This window comes from Pseudonocardia pini (assembly GCF_013870575.1).
In the GTDB taxonomy this organism is placed as follows: Bacteria; Actinomycetota; Actinomycetes; order Mycobacteriales; family Pseudonocardiaceae; genus Pseudonocardia; species Pseudonocardia pini.
In genome coordinates, this window is record NZ_JACBXB010000006.1 from 12712 (window position 1) to 28858 (window position 16147).

At 71.6% G+C, this 16147-nt stretch carries 15 protein-coding genes and 1 tRNA gene; 9 read left to right on the plus strand and 7 right to left on the minus strand.

Going from position 1 to position 16147, the window contains the following annotated elements; genetic code table 11:
• Nucleotides 1-28 precede the first annotated feature (28 nt).
• Nucleotides 29-99, plus strand: a tRNA-Gly gene (locus H5J29_RS01245).
• A gap of 84 nt (nt 100-183) precedes the next feature.
• Here the strand turns inward: H5J29_RS01245 and H5J29_RS01250 are convergent.
• Both H5J29_RS01250 and H5J29_RS01255 read right to left on the minus strand, forming a co-directional pair.
• A complete protein-coding gene (locus tag H5J29_RS01250) occupies nt 184-936 on the minus strand; it encodes a site-specific integrase (RefSeq protein ID WP_246393253.1) in 753 nt (250 codons plus the stop codon).
• Between the two features lie 1104 nt (nt 937-2040).
• Nucleotides 2041-2346, minus strand: coding sequence for a VOC family protein (locus H5J29_RS01255; RefSeq protein WP_312858012.1), 306 nt, complete (start codon nt 2344-2346; stop codon nt 2041-2043).
• Between the two features lie 292 nt (nt 2347-2638).
• On the opposite strand from H5J29_RS01255, the gene H5J29_RS01260 reads away from it, so the two are divergent.
• The 6 genes from H5J29_RS01260 to H5J29_RS01285 all read left to right on the plus strand — a co-directional run bounded on the left by H5J29_RS01260 (nt 2639) and on the right by H5J29_RS01285 (nt 8834).
• The gene (locus H5J29_RS01260; protein ID WP_181779009.1) at nt 2639-3754 is read left to right on the plus strand and encodes an HNH endonuclease signature motif containing protein; all 1116 of its coding nucleotides are present in this window, start codon (nt 2639-2641) and stop codon (nt 3752-3754) included.
• Between the two features lie 778 nt (nt 3755-4532).
• Entirely contained in the window at nt 4533-5108 is a 576-nt protein-coding gene (locus tag H5J29_RS01265; RefSeq protein WP_181779010.1) for a hypothetical protein, read from the plus strand.
• A gap of 119 nt (nt 5109-5227) precedes the next feature.
• On the plus strand, nt 5228-5461 hold the full coding sequence (locus H5J29_RS01270; protein ID WP_181779011.1) for a helix-turn-helix domain-containing protein: 234 nt from the start codon (nt 5228-5230) through the stop codon (nt 5459-5461).
• A 70-nt stretch (nt 5462-5531) separates the two neighbouring features.
• On the plus strand, nt 5532-5945 hold the full coding sequence (locus H5J29_RS01275; RefSeq protein WP_220186857.1) for a VOC family protein: 414 nt from the start codon (nt 5532-5534) through the stop codon (nt 5943-5945).
• Between the two features lie 32 nt (nt 5946-5977).
• Complete coding sequence (locus tag H5J29_RS01280) at nt 5978-8362, plus strand: ATP-binding cassette domain-containing protein (RefSeq protein WP_181779012.1); 2385 nt, start codon at nt 5978-5980, stop codon at nt 8360-8362.
• A gap of 43 nt (nt 8363-8405) precedes the next feature.
• On the plus strand, nt 8406-8834 hold the full coding sequence (locus H5J29_RS01285; protein ID WP_312858013.1) for a helix-turn-helix transcriptional regulator: 429 nt from the start codon (nt 8406-8408) through the stop codon (nt 8832-8834).
• 78 nt (nt 8835-8912) lie between these two features.
• On the opposite strand, the gene H5J29_RS01290 is transcribed toward H5J29_RS01285, so the two are convergent.
• The 3 genes from H5J29_RS01290 to H5J29_RS01300 form a co-directional block, all read right to left on the minus strand.
• The gene (locus tag H5J29_RS01290) at nt 8913-12989 is read right to left on the minus strand and encodes a bifunctional nitrate reductase/sulfite reductase flavoprotein subunit alpha (protein ID WP_220186858.1); all 4077 of its coding nucleotides are present in this window, start codon (nt 12987-12989) and stop codon (nt 8913-8915) included.
• 88 nt (nt 12990-13077) lie between these two features.
• On the minus strand, nt 13078-13962 hold the full coding sequence (locus H5J29_RS01295; RefSeq protein WP_181779013.1) for an SRPBCC family protein: 885 nt from the start codon (nt 13960-13962) through the stop codon (nt 13078-13080).
• The gene (locus H5J29_RS01300) at nt 13959-14273 is read right to left on the minus strand and encodes an ArsR/SmtB family transcription factor (RefSeq protein ID WP_181779014.1); all 315 of its coding nucleotides are present in this window, start codon (nt 14271-14273) and stop codon (nt 13959-13961) included. Before H5J29_RS01300 ends, H5J29_RS01295 begins: the two co-directional genes overlap by 4 nt.
• A 72-nt stretch (nt 14274-14345) precedes the next feature.
• On the opposite strand from H5J29_RS01300, the gene H5J29_RS01305 reads away from it, so the two are divergent.
• Complete coding sequence (locus H5J29_RS01305) at nt 14346-14813, plus strand: GNAT family N-acetyltransferase (RefSeq protein ID WP_181779016.1); 468 nt, start codon at nt 14346-14348, stop codon at nt 14811-14813.
• 175 nt (nt 14814-14988) lie between these two features.
• On the opposite strand, the gene H5J29_RS01310 is transcribed toward H5J29_RS01305, so the two are convergent.
• Complete coding sequence (locus tag H5J29_RS01310) at nt 14989-15324, minus strand: hypothetical protein (RefSeq protein WP_181779017.1); 336 nt, start codon at nt 15322-15324, stop codon at nt 14989-14991.
• A 102-nt stretch (nt 15325-15426) separates the two neighbouring features.
• Nucleotides 15427-15801: a VOC family protein gene (locus H5J29_RS01315; RefSeq protein ID WP_181779018.1), complete on the minus strand. Its 375-nt coding sequence runs from the start codon at nt 15799-15801 to the stop codon at nt 15427-15429.
• A gap of 153 nt (nt 15802-15954) precedes the next feature.
• On the opposite strand from H5J29_RS01315, the gene H5J29_RS01320 reads away from it, so the two are divergent.
• Nucleotides 15955-16137, plus strand: coding sequence for a hypothetical protein (locus H5J29_RS01320; RefSeq protein WP_181779019.1), 183 nt, complete (start codon nt 15955-15957; stop codon nt 16135-16137).
• The last annotated feature ends 10 nt before the right edge of the window (nt 16138-16147 follow it).

The following is a 16147-nucleotide window of genomic DNA, read 5'->3' on the forward strand; positions in this document are numbered from 1 at the left end:
GGGGATGCTAGAGTCGATTGCACGCACTGCGGATGTAGTTCAATGGTAGAACATCAGCTTCCCAAGCTGAATACGCGGGTTCGATTCCCGTCATCCGCTCTCATCGCAAAGGCCCAGGTCAGAGTGTGTCCACACCGGAGCTGGGCCTTCGTCGTGTCTTGATCCACACCGCTCGCGTGCCCTCTACGTGCCCTCAGCCCGTTCCGTGCCTTTCGGCCGGCGGTGCTCCTCGACGAGTTCCGCGAGCCCCTCGGCGATCCGTCCGGCGGCTTCGTCGGTGGCCCGCTGGTAGATCAACGCGGCGCGCATGTCGTCGTGGCCCATCCGTGCCATCAGGTCCCGCGTGCTGACTCGGGTCTGAGCCGCCCAGATGTTCCCGGCGTGCCGGAGGTCGTGGAAGTGCATACCCGGCACGCCGATCTTGACCACCAGTTCGGTCCAGCGGACCCGCTGACTGAAGTTGCTCCGACGGATCGCCTTGCGCTTCTCCCCCGTGAACACGAGGTCCGAGGGCGCCGGGCCGGTGAACTCGGTGAGGTGGGAGACGAGATCGGCCCGGATGGCCTTGGGCACGATGACCGTCCGCACCCCGGCGCGAGACTTGGGCGGCCCGACGACGATCCCGCGGCCGACGACCTCGGTGTGCGCGAAGCTCACCCGCACCCAGCTGCCGTCCTCGGCGACGTCGCAGCGACGCAGAGCGGAGACCTCGCCCCAGCGGAGCGAGGTGAACGCTGTGAGCAGGACCAGCACGCGGTACCGCATCGGCATCCGGCCCGCGAGGTCGAACACCTGAGCCACGGTCGGTACCGGGCGCTCGGCGGGGCTCTCCCGGTCAGCCCCACGGACCCGGCAGGGGTTGGCCTTGATGATCCGATCCTCACCCGCCGCGGTGTTCAGGACAGCGCGGAGCAGCCGGTACGCCTTCGCCGTCATCGACTCCGAGACTCCCGCCGCAAGGAGGCCGGCGGCACCAGCTACCCGGCCCGATCCGCCCGCACAGGGCGCCCGACAACGCTCCCACACGTAACCTGACCGCATGTTTGACGATGATTGGCAGTGGGTCGCCATCGCCAGCGACTCAGGACGCGTCGTCGCACATCGCTTCGACCCAATGCAGCCCGACCAGACGGTCTGCCGGACGATCATGCCCGAGTCAGCGGAGCCAACCCGCCGTTCCGTCGACGGTAAGAGATGCAAAGCCTGCCAGGCGATCTACCTCCGCTCGTGGGACGAGACCCGAAAGCGGAACCTCGACTCGCTCAAATTGGGACGCTCCCGACGCAAGCGGCTCACAGAGGGCAACTCTTCGACAAGCCGCCGGTATACGAGCATGGAGCAGGAACAGCGCAGCCGTAGCTCCGCTGGGCAAGAAGCAGCGCAACTCGATGCTGCGGACAAGCCGAGCAAGAGCAGGTCGGTGAAGGCGATCAGCGGCGGATTGCCAACCCTCGGCCGTGGGAATCGACGTCGGGGCTAAGCGCGGGCTCCGCCCACACCCGACACCGCTCGGAGACCAGGGGAGCGCTGGCCTCCTCACGGCGCGCCGAGACGTGGAAGAACCACGACCAAGCCGAGCCCACAACGTGCCCAGAACGAGGGTCACCAGGGGTCAACCACGGGCAACCGGGACCCGATCCGGGCGCAGGTCAGGGCCACCACGGCGCCGGATCACCCCGATTCCCGAGCTGAATACGCGGGTTCGAGCCCGTTATCCGCTCTCTTGATAAAGGGCCAGCTCAGGCGGTGTCCACACCGGAGCTGGGCCTTCGTCGTTTCTTGATCCACTCATGCCGTGGGCCATTAGCCGACCGGGACCAGGGCGCCCGCGGCCCCGTCCTCGTCGTCTCCCTGGTCGTCGTTGTCGATCGTGCGACCCTCGACCAGAGCACTCAGCCGGTCCGCGATGCGCTGGTCGGCCTCGCTGGTGGCGCGTGGACATGCGCGCGGAGAAGGACTCGGTCATGTGGCCGGGGCCGGCTACGCCCGGCACCGCTCGCTCGCTCCTGCCTCCGGCCCGCTCGCGGCCGGCGGCACCAGCTATCCGGCCCTGTCCACCGTGACGACGATGATCCGACCGTCGGGATCCGTCAGCTTGTGCTCGCCCTCTGTCAGTCCCGGCGTCGCAGGCACGGTCAGTCCGAGCCGCAGACGGCCGGTGCTCCGCTCGGCAGTACCCGGATAGATCTCCAGCACGAGACCGCCGTCAAGCTCAACGGCGTAGTGCACCGGCCCTGAGCCGTGCTGCTCCCGCACGAGATCCAGACCGAGCCCCGCATAGAAGTCCCGACACTCGTCGAGCCGCTCGGTGTAGATCACGATCAGTCCAGCCGTCACTTTCGCCACGGCACGAGCATGGCTTTCCTAGCGGAGATCGACACCCGCATTGCGGGCTCCGCCCACACCCGACACCGCTCAGAGACCAGCGACGACCCCACACCGACGGCGTACCCCCGAGCGCGCCGGCACGTGAGCTCGTCACGGTGAGCGGTCGGTTCTCCGTGGACGACGTGCGGCGCCGATCGGGCTCGTCGAGGGTGGAGAGTGGCTCGGCCACCCGTCGCACCCAGCCGACCGATTGACCCTCTACCTGCATAAACAGCCCCTACTCGAACGCTTGGTCGACTACGATGGGGCCATGTCCACCGCCCTCGCGTCGACGACCGAGACCACCGTCTCGGCCGTCGACGTGGGGCTGGCGCGAGTCGCCGAGCTCGTCGAGCTGCGCAACAGGATCGATGCCGAGATCGCCGGGTCCGTCCGCGCGTACGCCCGCGCCGAGGTCGACGCGCGCCTGCCGCAGATCGCCGCTGACCAGGTCACCGTGGAACAGGTCGAGGCCACCATCGTCGACCGGCTCGGACGCGCCCTGCGGGTGTCTCCCTCCCGAGCCCGGGTCCAGCTGCGGATCGGCCGTGACCTGCACGCCGGGTTGGACCGCATCCGCGAGCTGTACGACGACGGGGAGCTGGACCAGCCGAAGGTCGCCGCGATCGTCGCCGCCGCCGCGCACCTCGACACCACCGAGCGGACCGAGCTGGACGCGCGGCTCGCCGCCCATGATCTGCGCGGGCTGGGGCAGCAGCGGGTCGCGGACCTGGCTCGCACCATCGTCGCCCAGGTCGCCCCCGCCAAGTTCGCCGAACGTGCCCACACCGCCCGCCGCGACCGGCACATCTCGATCAGCCCCGCCGGGGACGGCATGGCGCTGCTCCGGGCCTACCTGCCCGCCGAACAGGGGGTCGCCTGCTACGCCGCCCTGCGCAAGGCGGTGACCGAACACTGGGTGACCCCGGAGCCGGTCACCCGCACCCGCGGGCAGCTCATGGCCGACACCCTCGTCAAGCGGCTCACCGGCACCGCACCCACCGAGCCGGTCGTCGACGTGGAGCTGCAGGTCCTGGTCCCGATCGAGACCCTCCTCGACACCGATGACCCGCTGCCGGTCGAGCTGCCCGGCTTCGGCCCCATCCCGGCGGAGCTGCTCGTCGAGCCCGGGCGCAGGACGTGGCGGCGGTTGATCACCCAAGACGGGATCGTGATCGGCGCCGACTCCCGACGACGGGCCTTCACCGGCGTGCTCGCCGAGGTCATCCGCTCCCGGGACCGCGGGCGGTGCACCGCAGCTCACTGCGACGCCCCGATCGAGCATCTTGACCACCTCCACCGCTGGTCAGACGGCGGACCCACCACACTGGACAACGGTGCAAGCAAGTGCGCCTTCCACAACCTCGTGCGGGAGATACCGCTCTAGCCTGGGCGTGTCTCCACAGGGTCGTCGCCGGGCACGGCGATCCATGCCGTGCCCGGGAAGGCGCCGGGCCGCCCTCGGACCGGCGTATCCGGGGCCCGGCGACGCCGCCGGGGTGACCCTCGGGGAGACAGGCCTCAGTCGTGGCCGGGAACGGTGTCGACGCAGGCAAGGGGGTCTGTTGTCGGGCCGAGCTGAGGCAGTCGCCGGGCGACGCGGTGTGTCCGGCGCGCTCGGAACACCGGAGGTCCCCTGGCACACGGGCACGACCGTGCGCGCCCGCCGTGTGATCGTGAAGCGGCTTGCAGGCCGACCGACCCGCGGCAGGGTCCTCCAGGCCCTGCAGGAGTGGTCGTCGGACCACGCCGTCGGGCGTGCAGGGCGGGCCGGCACGGGCGTGGCGGGCGAGCCGAGGTTTGCCCTGGACGATCCACATCAGACAGATCACGACCCGACGGGCGCTCCCCATCCTCGCTCTCCCCGATGGTCCTGAGGGCGCGGTTGCCGAGCGGCAGGGTGTGCGAGCGTCGAACTCCGTGGCCGTCTCCGGTTCGGCGAAGAGTCGGGGAGCCGCGAAGGGTGCGCTACTCGACCTCCTCCGCCCATCATCGTTTCCTGCCTTCCGGCCGTGCAGCCGTTCCCGGTCGGCCCCCTGAGCCGCGCCCGCTCCCGGGACCGGTAGCTCGGCCGAGGCCGAGCTGTCACCAGCGCTCCTGGCCGAGGCGCGGGCGGAGCTCGTCGAGGCCCGTCACGGCCACCCGCCGTCGGGCAGACTTCGACCATGCCGCGCGGCCTGCTCGACCTCATGCACGCCCAGCGCGGCCACTTCGCGTTCGAGTCGGGCTTCCACGGCGACCTGCGCCTGGACCTGGACGGGTTCTTCGCCGAACCCCGTGTGGTCGCGCCGTTCGTCGAGCAGCTCGCCGAGCTGGTCCGGCCGCTCGATCCAGAGGTGGTCTGCGGGCCGTTCACGGGCGGCGCGCTCGTGGCCTACCGCATCGCCGAGCTGCTCGGGGCGGGCTTCCTCGGCTCCGAGCGCGTCGAACCGCCGACGCGCGACGGGCTGTACCCCTACCGGTACAGGCTCGGTGGCCCACCGACGCGCGCCGCCGAGCGCTGCATGGTGGTCGTCGACGACGTCGTCAACGCGGGCTCCGCGGTCGGTGCCACCCTGACCGCACTGCTCGACGTCGGCGCCACGCCCGTCGGCATCGCCACGATCCTGACGCTGGGTGCTCCGGCCGCCGACATGGCCGCGACCCTCGGGGTCCCCCTCGTCGCCACGGCCCGCGAGGAGATCTCGCTGTGGGAACCGCAGGACTGCGCGCTGTGCGCGCAAGGCTCTCCCCTGACCTGACGTCCCACACCGCCGAGCCGTTGGCCGCGGGCGGCGCGCCTCCCGCCGTCCGGGTCTTCAGGCCGCACCGCTTCCTCGGGAGAGTGGGGCGGACACCACCGGCGGAAGGAAGCAGGACGATGGCAGCGACGAACGGGTTCGAGTCCACGTCGACCTTCACCCCGGAGGAGGACGCCGAGGACCTGGGCCGACTCGTCCAGGAGACCCGGGCGATGCAGGACGTCAGCGCGGCGGAGCTCGCCCGGCGCGCGGGGGTCACCCCGAGCGAGGTCCTCGACTTCGAGGCGGGACGCGTCATCCCCGCCAAGCCGCCGTTCGGGGTCTACATGAGGGCGCTCGGCTTCAGCGTCTAGTGCCCTGCGCGCGGGGATCGGTCAGGAATCGAGAAGCCACCGCTGCCGCCCCGGTCCTAGCGTTGCCGCCATGAGCATCGAGATCAGCATCCACTCCACCTTCCTCCCGCAGAACGACCCCGAGGCGGCCCTCGCCTTCTACCGCGACACGCTGGGCTTCGAGGTCCGCAACGACGTCGGCTACAACGGGCTGCGGTGGATCACCGTCGGGCCCGTGGGCACACCGCAGTCGATCGTGCTGCACCCGCCCGCCGCGGACCCCGGCATCACCGAGGAGGAGCGCCGGGTGATCACCGAGATGATGGCCAAGGGCACCTACGCCTCGATCCTGCTGGCCACCAAGGACCTCGACGCGACGTTCGAGAAGCTGCAGGCGGGAGACGTCGACGTCGTCCAGGAGCCGACCGAGCAGCCCTACGGGGTGCGCGACTGCGCCTTCCGCGACCCCGCCGGCAACATGGTCCGCATCCAGGAGCTGCGCTGACCCGGACCGACGGCATCACCAGGGGAGACTCGATGAGCACGGACACGCTGGCGGACACGACCGCCCAGCACGCCGCGGACAGCCACGACCTGATCCGCGTGCACGGCGCGCGGGTGAACAACCTCAAGGACGTCAGCGTCGAGCTGCCCAAGCGCAGGCTGACGGTGTTCACCGGTGTGTCCGGCTCGGGCAAGAGCTCGCTGGTCTTCCACACGATCGCCGCGGAGTCCCAGCGGATGATCAACGAGACCTACAGCGCGTTCGTGCAGGGCTTCATGCCCACGCTGGCCCGCCCCGACGTCGACGTGCTCGACGGGCTGACCACGGCGATCATCGTCGACCAGCAGCGGATGGGGGCCGACCCGCGCTCCACGGTCGGCACCGCGACCGACGCGAACGCCATGCTGCGCATCCTGTTCAGCAGGCTCGGGCAGCCGCACATCGGCGGGCCGCAGGCCTTCTCGTTCAACGTCGCCTCGATCTCCGGGGCGGGTGCCGTCACGTTCGAGAAGCACGGCGAGAAGGTCAAGGAGCGGCGCGAGTTCAGCGTCACCGGCGGCATGTGCCCGCGGTGCGAGGGCCGCGGCTCGGTCAACGACATCAACCTCGCCGCGCTCTACGACGAGACCAAGTCCCTCAACGAGGGCGCGGTGATGATCCCGGGCTACAGCATGGAGGGCTGGTACGGCCGCATCTTCCGCGGCTGCGGGTTCTTCGACGCGGACAAGCCGATCGCGAAGTTCACCAAGAAGGAGCTGGCGGACCTCCTGTACAAGGAGCCGACCAAGATCAAGGTCGAGGGCATCAACCTCACCTACTCCGGGCTGATCCCCACGATCCAGAAGTCCTACCTGTCCAAGGACATCGACTCGGTGCAGCCGCACATCCGCGCGTTCATCGAGCGGGTGGCCACCTTCCAGCCCTGCCCCGAGTGCGGCGGCTCGCGCCTGTCCGAGGCGGCCCGGTCGTCGAAGATCGCCGGGATCAGCATCGCCGACGCCTGTTCGATGCAGATCAGCGACCTCGCCGCGTGGGCCCGTGACCTGGCCGAGCCGTCGGTCGCGCCGCTGCTCACCACGCTGCGGCACACCCTCGACTCGTTCGTCGAGATCGGGCTGGGCTACCTGTCGCTGGACCGGCCGTCGGGCACGCTGTCCGGCGGCGAGGCGCAGCGCACCAAGATGATCCGGCACCTCGGGTCGTCGCTGACCGACGTCACCTACGTGTTCGACGAGCCCACGATCGGCCTGCACCCACACGACATCGCGCGGATGAACGCCCTGCTCCTGCAGCTGCGGGACAAGGGCAACACCGTCCTCGTGGTCGAGCACAAGCCCGAGGCGATCGCGATCGCCGACCACGTCGTGGACATCGGGCCGCGGGCGGGCAGCGCGGGCGGGCAGGTCGTCTTCGAGGGCACCGTCGAGGCGCTGCGGGCCAGCGACACCCTCACCGGGCGACACCTCGACGACCGCGCCTCGCTGAAGGAGTCCGTGCGGAAGGCGAGCGGGGCGATCGAGGTCCGCGGGGCGGACTCGCACAACCTGCAGAGCGTGGACGTCGACATCCCGACCGGCGTGCTCGTCGTCGTCACCGGGGTGGCGGGCTCGGGCAAGAGCTCGCTCATCCACGGGTCCGTCGCGGGCCGCGAGGGTGTCGTGGCGATCGACCAGGGCGCGATCCGCGGCTCGCGGCGCAGCAACCCGGCCACCTACACCGGCCTGCTGGAGCCGATCCGCAAGGCCTTCGCCAAGGCCAACGGGGTCAAGCCCGCCCTGTTCAGCGCGAACTCCGAGGGCGCCTGCCCGAACTGCAACGGCGCCGGGGTGATCGACACCGACCTGGGCATCATGGCCGGGGTCTCCACCCCGTGCGAGGTCTGCGAGGGCAGGCGGTTCGACTCGGCGGTGCTCGAGTACCACTTCGGCGGCAAGGACATCAGCGAGGTCCTCGGGATGTCGGTCGCCGAGGCCGCCGAGTTCTTCGCCGCGGGGGACGCCAAGACGCCTGCCGCGCACAGGATCCTCGACCGGCTCAACGACGTCGGGCTCGGGTACCTCACGATCGGCCAGCCGCTCACCACGCTGTCCGGCGGCGAGCGCCAACGGCTCAAGCTGGCGACCCACATGGGCGAGAAGGGCGGCGTCCTCGTGCTCGACGAGCCCACCACCGGTCTGCACCTCGCGGACGTCGAGAACCTGCTCGGCCTGCTCGACCGGCTCGTCGAGTCCGGCAAGTCGGTGATCGTCATCGAGCACCACCAGGCGGTCATGGCACACGCGGACTGGATCATCGACCTGGGCCCGGGGGCCGGGCACGACGGCGGCCGGATCGTGTTCGAGGGCACCCCCGCCGAGCTCGTCGCGGACCGGTCCACGCTGACCGGCAGGCACCTCGCCGAGTACGTCGGTGTGTAGCCGGGTCTGGACGACCGGCGCGTCGGCCCGCGAGGATGGGGCCGTGACCACTCCGGAGGAGGCCCAGCGCCTCCGCGACCTCGCCCGGCTGCGCCGCGTGCGGGACCGGATGGACCGGGAGTACGCCGAGCCGCTCGACGTCGAGGCCCTGGCCCGCGGCGTGCACATGTCGGCGGGTCACCTGAGCCGGGAGTTCCGCCGGGCCTACGGCGAGACCCCGTACAAGTACCTGATGACGCGGCGCATCGAGCGGGCGATGGCGCTGCTGCGCCGCGGCGACCTCAGCGTGACCGAGGTCTGCTTCGCGGTGGGCTGCTCCTCGCTGGGGACCTTCAGCACCCGCTTCACCGAGCTCGTCGGGATGCCACCCAGCACCTACCGCGACGCCGCGCAGACCACGGCGGGAATGCCCTCCTGCGTGGCGAAGCAGGTCACGCGGCCGCTGCGGCACCACGTCCCGCAGCCCGTCTGAGACGTCGCAGGGAGATCGGTCCGACCGGTGCGGGGCAGGCCGCGCACCTGCTCGTCCGCCGCTCGCGGGCACGGGTCGTCAGTACACGTCCCGGGCGTAGCGGCCCTCGCCGATCATCTGCTTCACGTAGGCCGCCGTGCGCTCGTCGGTGAGCCCGCCGTGGGTGGTGATCACGTCCCGGAGGGCGCTGTCGACATCCTTCGCCATCCGGCTCGCATCGCCGCAGACGTAGAAGTGGGCGCCCGCGTCGAGCCAGCGCCACAGCTCGGCACCGTGCTCGCGCATCCGGTCCTGCACGTAGACCTTGTGGCGCTGGTCGCGGGAGAAGGCGACGTCGAGCCGGGTGAGCACGCCGTCGGAGCGCATCCGCTCCAGCTCGTCCCGATAGTAGAAGTCCGTGTCGTGGCGCTGCTCCCCGAAGAACAGCCAGTTCGGGGCGCCGTGCCCGCGACCCTGCCGGTCGTGCAGGAATCCGATGAACGGCGCGACGCCGGTGCCGGGGCCGACCATCACCATCGGCGTGGTGGGGTCGGTCGGCGGGCGGAACCGCGGGGCGGGCTTCACGAGCACGCGGGTGGGGCTGTCCGCGGCGGCGTCGGCGAGGAAGGTGGAGCAGACGCCGCGCCGGGAGTGGCCGTGCCTGCTGGTGAAGCGGACGACCGAGACCGTCAGCGAGATCTCGTCCGGGCTGGTCAGCGGGCTGGACGAGATCGAGTACTGGCGCGGGGCGAGCGCGCCCAGGGTGTCCACCCAGTCCTGCGCCCCGGCGCGCACGCCGAACTCGGCGAGGACGTCGGGCGCCTGACGGTCCCAGGTCCACCGGGCCAGGTCGGTGCCGTGCCCTGCCCGCAGCAGCTCCTTGAGGGTGCGGTCGCCGGTCCGGTCGGCGACGAAGGACAGCAGGCCCGGCGTGATCCGCGTGATGTCCAGGCTCGTCCGTAGGGCCTCCGCGAACGGTACCTCCGCGTCGCCGACGGTCACCGGCTCGTCCGCCCCGAGCCCGGTCAGCTCCAGCCACTCCGCGACCAGCTCGGGATGGTTGACCGGGCTGACGCTCAGCGCGTCCCCGGCCTGGTAGGCGAAGTCGGAGCCCGCGAAGGTGAACCGGCGGACCTCCTTCGCCGAGCCGGGCAGGCTGAGCAGGGTGGCCTCGCGCAGCGTCGCGTCGACGGCGGCGGGGCGCTTGGGCTTCGACTCCGGCGGGGCCGCGGGGGGCGCGACGGGAGCCGTCCGCGCCGGTGAGCGTCCCTCGTCGAGCGCCGTGACGACCGCGTCGATCCAGCCGCCCGCGCTCTCCTCGTAGTCCGGGTCGCAGTCCACGCGCTCGACGAGGCGCTGTCCGCCGAGCTCGGCCAGCCGCGCGTCGACCCGCCTGCCGTGGCCGCAGAACTCGCTGTAGCTGGGGTCGCCGAGGGCCAGCACCGCGAACCGCAGGTCCTCGAACGCGGGACGCTCCGCGGCGAGCGCCTCCCAGAAGTCGGTGCCGACGTCGGGCGCGTCGCCGTCGCCGAACGTGCTGGTCACGATCACGACGTCCGCCCCGGTGGGGACCGCGTCGGGCGTGAGGTCGCCCATCGACGCGAGCCGCGGCGCCCGCCCGGCCTCGGTGAGCCGGGCCGCGAGGGTCTCCGCGACCTCCTCCGCGTTCCCGGTCTGCGAGGCCCACAGCACCAGCAGGGGACGGCCGGGCTTCTCGACGGGCCGCGGGTCACCGCCGCCCCGGGAGAACGCGCCCGCGAGCATCCCGTTGATCCACGCCGCGGAGTCCGTGTCGAACGGCGCGTCGGCGGGCAGGACGGGCACCCCCGGCACCCCGCGCTCGACGCCCGCCAGGAACCCGGCGAGGTAGGTCCGTGCGGCGCCGGTGAGGATCGGCGGCGCGACGTCCCCGAGCCCGAGCCCGGCGGCGAGGCCCCGACCGTGGTCCGCGTCCGACGCGGCGGTGACGAGCTCACCGGCGAGGGTGTCCGACTCGCGGGCCGTGGTGTCCGACTCGCGCGTCGAGAGTGGGGGACTCGCGCGTCGAAAGTGGGGGACTCGCGGATCGGGGGGGCCGTCCACCCGGGTCAGGGACACCGCGCAGGCCTTCAGCTCGGGCTGGTAGGACTGCGGGTCCACGGCGTCGTTGGTGACCGCGTTGACCGCGAGGTACTCGCCGAACAGGTCGCTCCAGTGGAACGGGGCGAAGCACACGCCGGGGCGCATGCGGTCCGTGACCACGGCGGGGAGCACCGCGCGGCCGCGGCGGGAGGCGATCGCGACCCGGTCGCCGTCGACGATGTCCAGCGCCGCCGCGTCGGCCGGGTTGAGCTCCACGAACGGGCCCGGGTTGAGCTTGGTGAGCTTCCCGACCTTGCCGGTCTTGGTCAGCGTGTGCCACTGGTGCTGCACCCGGCCCGTGGTCAGGACCAGCGGGAAGTCCTCGTCCGGCAGCTCGGCGGCGGGCATGTGCGGGCGCGGGAGGAACTGCGCCTTGCCGCTGGGCGTGGCGAACCGCAGGCCCTCGCCCTCGAGGTAGCGGATCGGGTTGCGGTCCGGGCCCTCCGGCGCGGCGGGCCACTGGACGGGGGTCTCGCGCAGGCGCGCGTAGGTGACACCGCGGACGTCGTACCCCGTGACCGGGTTGAACGCACCCTTCAGCTCCTCGAAGACCTCCTCCGCCGAGGAGTAGGTGAAGTGCTCGGCGTACCCCATCTCGCACGCGACCCGGGCGATGATCTCCCAGTCCGGCAGGGCCTCCCCCGGCGCGGCGACCGCGGGCTGGAGCAGCGTGAGGTTCCGCTCCGAGTTGATCATGATGCCCTCGAGCTCGGCCCACATGGAGGCCGGGAGGACGACGTCCGCGTACGGGTTGGTCTCGGTGGCCTCGTAGACGTCCTGGGTCACCACGAACTCGGCGCGCTCCAGGGCCTCGATGACCTGCCCGCGGTTGGCCATGCTGGCCACCGGGTTCGTGCAGACGATCCAGCAGGCCTTGATCTCGCCCTCGGCCATCCGGGCGAACATGTCGATCGTGCCGGTGTCGACGTCGGGGCGGATGGTGCCCTCCGGCACCCGCCAGAGGTCCTCGACGAACCGTCGGTCGGCCTCCGAAAGCACCGCGCGCTGGCCCGGGAGGCCGGGACCCATGTACCCCATCTCGCGGCCGCCCATGGCGTTCGGCTGGCCCGTCAGCGAGAAGGGGCCGGAGCCCGGCTTGCAGATCGCGCCGGTGGCGAGATGCAGGTTGACCAGGGCGTTCGTGTTCCAGGTGCCGTGCGTGGACTGGTTGAGCCCCATCGTCCAGCAGCTCATCCAGTTGTCGGCGCCCGCGATCAGCCGGGCGGCCTCCCGCAGGTCCGCCTCGGCGATGCCGGTCGTCTCCGCGACGGTCGCCGGGTCGTAGTCGGCGAGGAACTCCGGCATCGCCTCCCAGCCCTCCGTGTGGGCGGCGACGAAGTCCTCGTCCACGTCGTCGAGCAGCAGGTGCAGGAGCCCGTTCAGCAGCGAGAGGTCCGTACCCGGCTTGACCTGCAGGAACAGGTCCGCCTTGGCGGCGGTCGCCGTCCGGCGGGGGTCGACGACGATCAGCTTCGCGCCCTGCTTGACCCGGTCCATCATGCGGAGGAACAGGATCGGGTGGCAGTCCGCCATGTTGGCGCCGGTCACGAGGAAGACGTCCGCGGTGTCGAAGTCCGCGTACGAGCCGGGGGGCGCGTCGGATCCCAGCGACTGCTTGTAGCCGGTGCCCGCGCTCGCCATGCAGAGCCGGGAGTTCGACTCGATCCACTTCGTGCGCCAGAAGCCCTTGGCCAGCTTGGTGGCCAGGTACTGCGCCTCCAGGGTCATCTGCCCGGAGACGTAGAGCGACAGGGAGTCCGGGCCATGTTCGTCGAGGATCGCGCGCAGCCGCCGCGCGGTGTAGGAGATGGCCTGGTCGACGGGGGTGGGGCGAGCCTCGGCGCCCCGCTCGGGACGGGTGAGCGCGGTGCCCAGCCTGCCCTCCGCGGTGAGCATCTCGGCGCTGTTGGCGCCCTTGGTGCAGAGCCTGCCGAAGTTGGCCGGGTGCTCGGTGTCGCCGCGGAGCTTCACGATCCGGCCGTCCTCGACGTCCAGGACCATCCCGCAGCCGACGCCGCAGTACGAACAGACCGTCCGCACACTGTCCGTCCCCACCGACCGTCCTTCCGCAGCGCCCGTCACTCCACCGGAGGACGCTAGGAACGCGAGGTTGCCGAAGCGTCAGGGCCGTCGTTCCGGCATGTCACATCACGCTCACATTCGCGGCCTCCGGGCTGTGCGCCCACCGCGCCGCCTCCCGTGCGACGTGCTCCACCGCGCCCGCACCCCACTGCTCGACGGCGGCCTCCCGCTCCCCGGGATCGGTGCCCGCCACGACCAGGACCAGCCGCGCACCGTGTCCGCTACCGGCGACGAGCTCGACGCGGACCTGCTCGCCGGGCTCCTCCGGGGCGACGTCGAAGGCGAGCAACCGCTCCGGCTCCATCTCGGTGACGGTGCCCAGGATCACCCCGGGCGCACCGGCGGGCCGGAACTCCTCGCCCTTCGCCGGGGCCGGGGCGCCGCCGAGGAACAGCCGCCACGCGACGTCGGCGGGGCAGGTGAGCTGCCGGTCGAACCGTGCGGACCAGCGGCCCGCCTCCTCGGTGACGACGGGCTGGTCCAGGCCGAACAGCCGGACCGTCTCCTCGTGCTCGTCGATCATCCTGGTGGCGGGCGGCAGCGGCTCCCCGGCGACGACGGCGCGGAGCCCGGCCAGGCACGACCCCCACCCGACGGCGAGGCTGGCGCCGAGGGGGCGGTCGTCGAACGTGTGGGTGAGGACCACGACGGTCTCCGCGCCGTCGGTGCTCAGCTCGATGCGGATCTCCTCGGTGTCCCAGAGGAAGACGAACAGGCGGGGCGGCTCGACGGTGACGACCCGCCCCGTCCCGCCCTCGCTCTCGGGGAACTCCGAGAAGCGCATGGCGCCGCCCGGGCGCAGCTCCAGCTCGACCGGGCTCGGGAACCACCTGCCGAGGTGCTCGGGCTCGGTCACCGCCCGCCACACCTTCTCGATCGAGTGCGGGTAGCGGCGCTCGATCCGGACCACGGAGCGGCCGTCGACGGTCTGCAGGCTGTCGGTCATGAGGGGTCCTCCATCGTGTCCAGGTGGGCGCCGAGGCGGTCGAGGTGCCGCTCCCAGAGCCAGCGGTAGGGCTCGAGCCAGTCCGCGACGGCGGCGAGGGGTTCCGGCCGCAAGGCGTACCGGCGGCGTTGGGCGTCGGGCTGGACCGCGACGAACCCGCTGTCCCGCAGGATCTTCAGCTGCTTCGACACGATCGGCTGGGCCACCCCGAGCTCCGCGGCCAGCTCACCGACCAGTCGTGGTCCGGCGCGCAGCCGGTCCAGGATCTCCCGGCGCAACGGCAGGGCGAGGACCTCGAACGGGGTGGGCACGGACCCATAGATACCCTCCTCGGTATATACCCGTCAAGATATCCGCTTGCGGGCCGCTGCCAGGATCGACGGATGCGCCCCTTCGCCACCGCCGACCTGTCCGCGGTCCTCGACCTGTCCGTCCGCGCCTGGGCACCGGTGTTCGCCGCGGTCGAGAAGGTCCTGGCCGGTTCTCAGACGTTCGAGCTGATGCACCCGGACTGGCGTGCGGGCCAACGTGCGGCGGTGGAGGCGACGTGCACGAGCCTGCCGACCTGGGTGGCGGAGGACGCGGGGACGGTGGCCGGGTTCGTCGCGGTGACCCTGCACGAGGCGGACCGGATGGGCGAGATCGTGATGATCGCCGTCGATCCCGCGTACCAGCGGCGCGGGCACGCCGCGGCGATGGTCGCGTTCGCCACGGACTGGCTGCGCGAGCAGGGGATGAGCGTCGCGCTGATCGACACGGGGGCGGACGAGGGACACGCCCCGGCACGCCGGGTCTACGAGGCCGCGGGGTACACGCCGCTGCCGGGGGTGAAGTACTTCAAGGCGCTCTGAGGTGGGGTTGTGGTGTCGGCGTTCGCACGTTTCGTGCGCTCAGCGCTGCATGATCACGACTTACGTGCACTGAGAGCTGCTGAAACAACGCTGCCGGCACACTACTAGCGATCATGTGTGGGACAGGGCAGTGCAGCGCTCCCACGGCTGCGCCCACCACCGCGCCCGAACCCACTCACCGGCACCGAGCCCGCTGTTCGGCGGCACGGACCGCAAGGCCGTCGAGCACCTCGAGGTGCGTGAGCGGTACGGCGACCTCGACCAGCAGCTCCCCGTCCGCCGGGGTGACGTCGAAGGCGAAGAAGCTGCAGCAGGCGGCCTCGCGCAGTAGCAGGTCTCGCACCGGCTCCTCGACGGCGCGATCGAAGCTGAGCAGCAGCCGGTCGGGCGCGACGCGTTCCACGTCTCGCAGCGCGGCGGCGAACAGCGCGTCGAACTTGGCGAGCCGCAACGGCTGCGCGGCGGTGGGGAGCGTGCAGGCGTCCACGGGGACCCAGTCGAGTGCGGTCATGTCCCCAGAACGCCGGGCGGGCGGGTTCACTTCCCGAAGGTCCAGGCCCCGGTCGAACTCGGCCTCTCCCGCTCGACGGCGAGGTGCGCGGCACGCTCGTGATCACCCCTCGACGGGCGGCGCACCCACGCAGAACAGGTTGCCCTCGGGATCGGTCATGGTGGTCCAGTCCACCCACGACACCTCGCCCTCGACCTCCCACTGACGCGTGGCCCCGAGCCCGACGAGCCGCTCCACCTCGGCCGCGCGCTGCCCGTCCGGCACCCCGAGGTCCAGGTGCAGGGTGTTGCGGCCCGGCTCCTTGTGGGCCACCCGCTGGAAGAACAGCATCACCCCGCCCTCCTTCGGCGGGGAGACGAACACGAAGTCCTCGTGCCTCCCCGTGACGGCGCCACCGGTGGCGGCGGCCCAGAAGGCGGCGAGTCGCTCGGGGTCGAGGGCGTCCACGTTCACGCTGGCGACGGTCAGTCCTGGCATGGTGCGCAGGATGCCGGCGGGGTCCGACGCTTTCGGCCGCTGCAGCGGCGCTTGGAGCGGGTGGCCCCGGCGTTGGATCGGCGTTGCAGCGGCCGGGCGCATCGTCTGTCTCAGCCCGGAACGACCGGGCGACAGACCCGGGAGGCACCCGAGATGAGCACCACCGACACCACCACCCGCACCGCCGCCGCCTGGGACGACGACCGCCGCCCGCAGGGCTTCCCGCCGGCCCAGGGCCCCCGGCACGCCGCGCCCCGCTACGACGACCACTACCCCGCCGCCCGGCAGTACCCGACCGACCTCGGCCTCGAAGCCCCGAAGGAGCTGAACCAGTGACGAGTTTCAA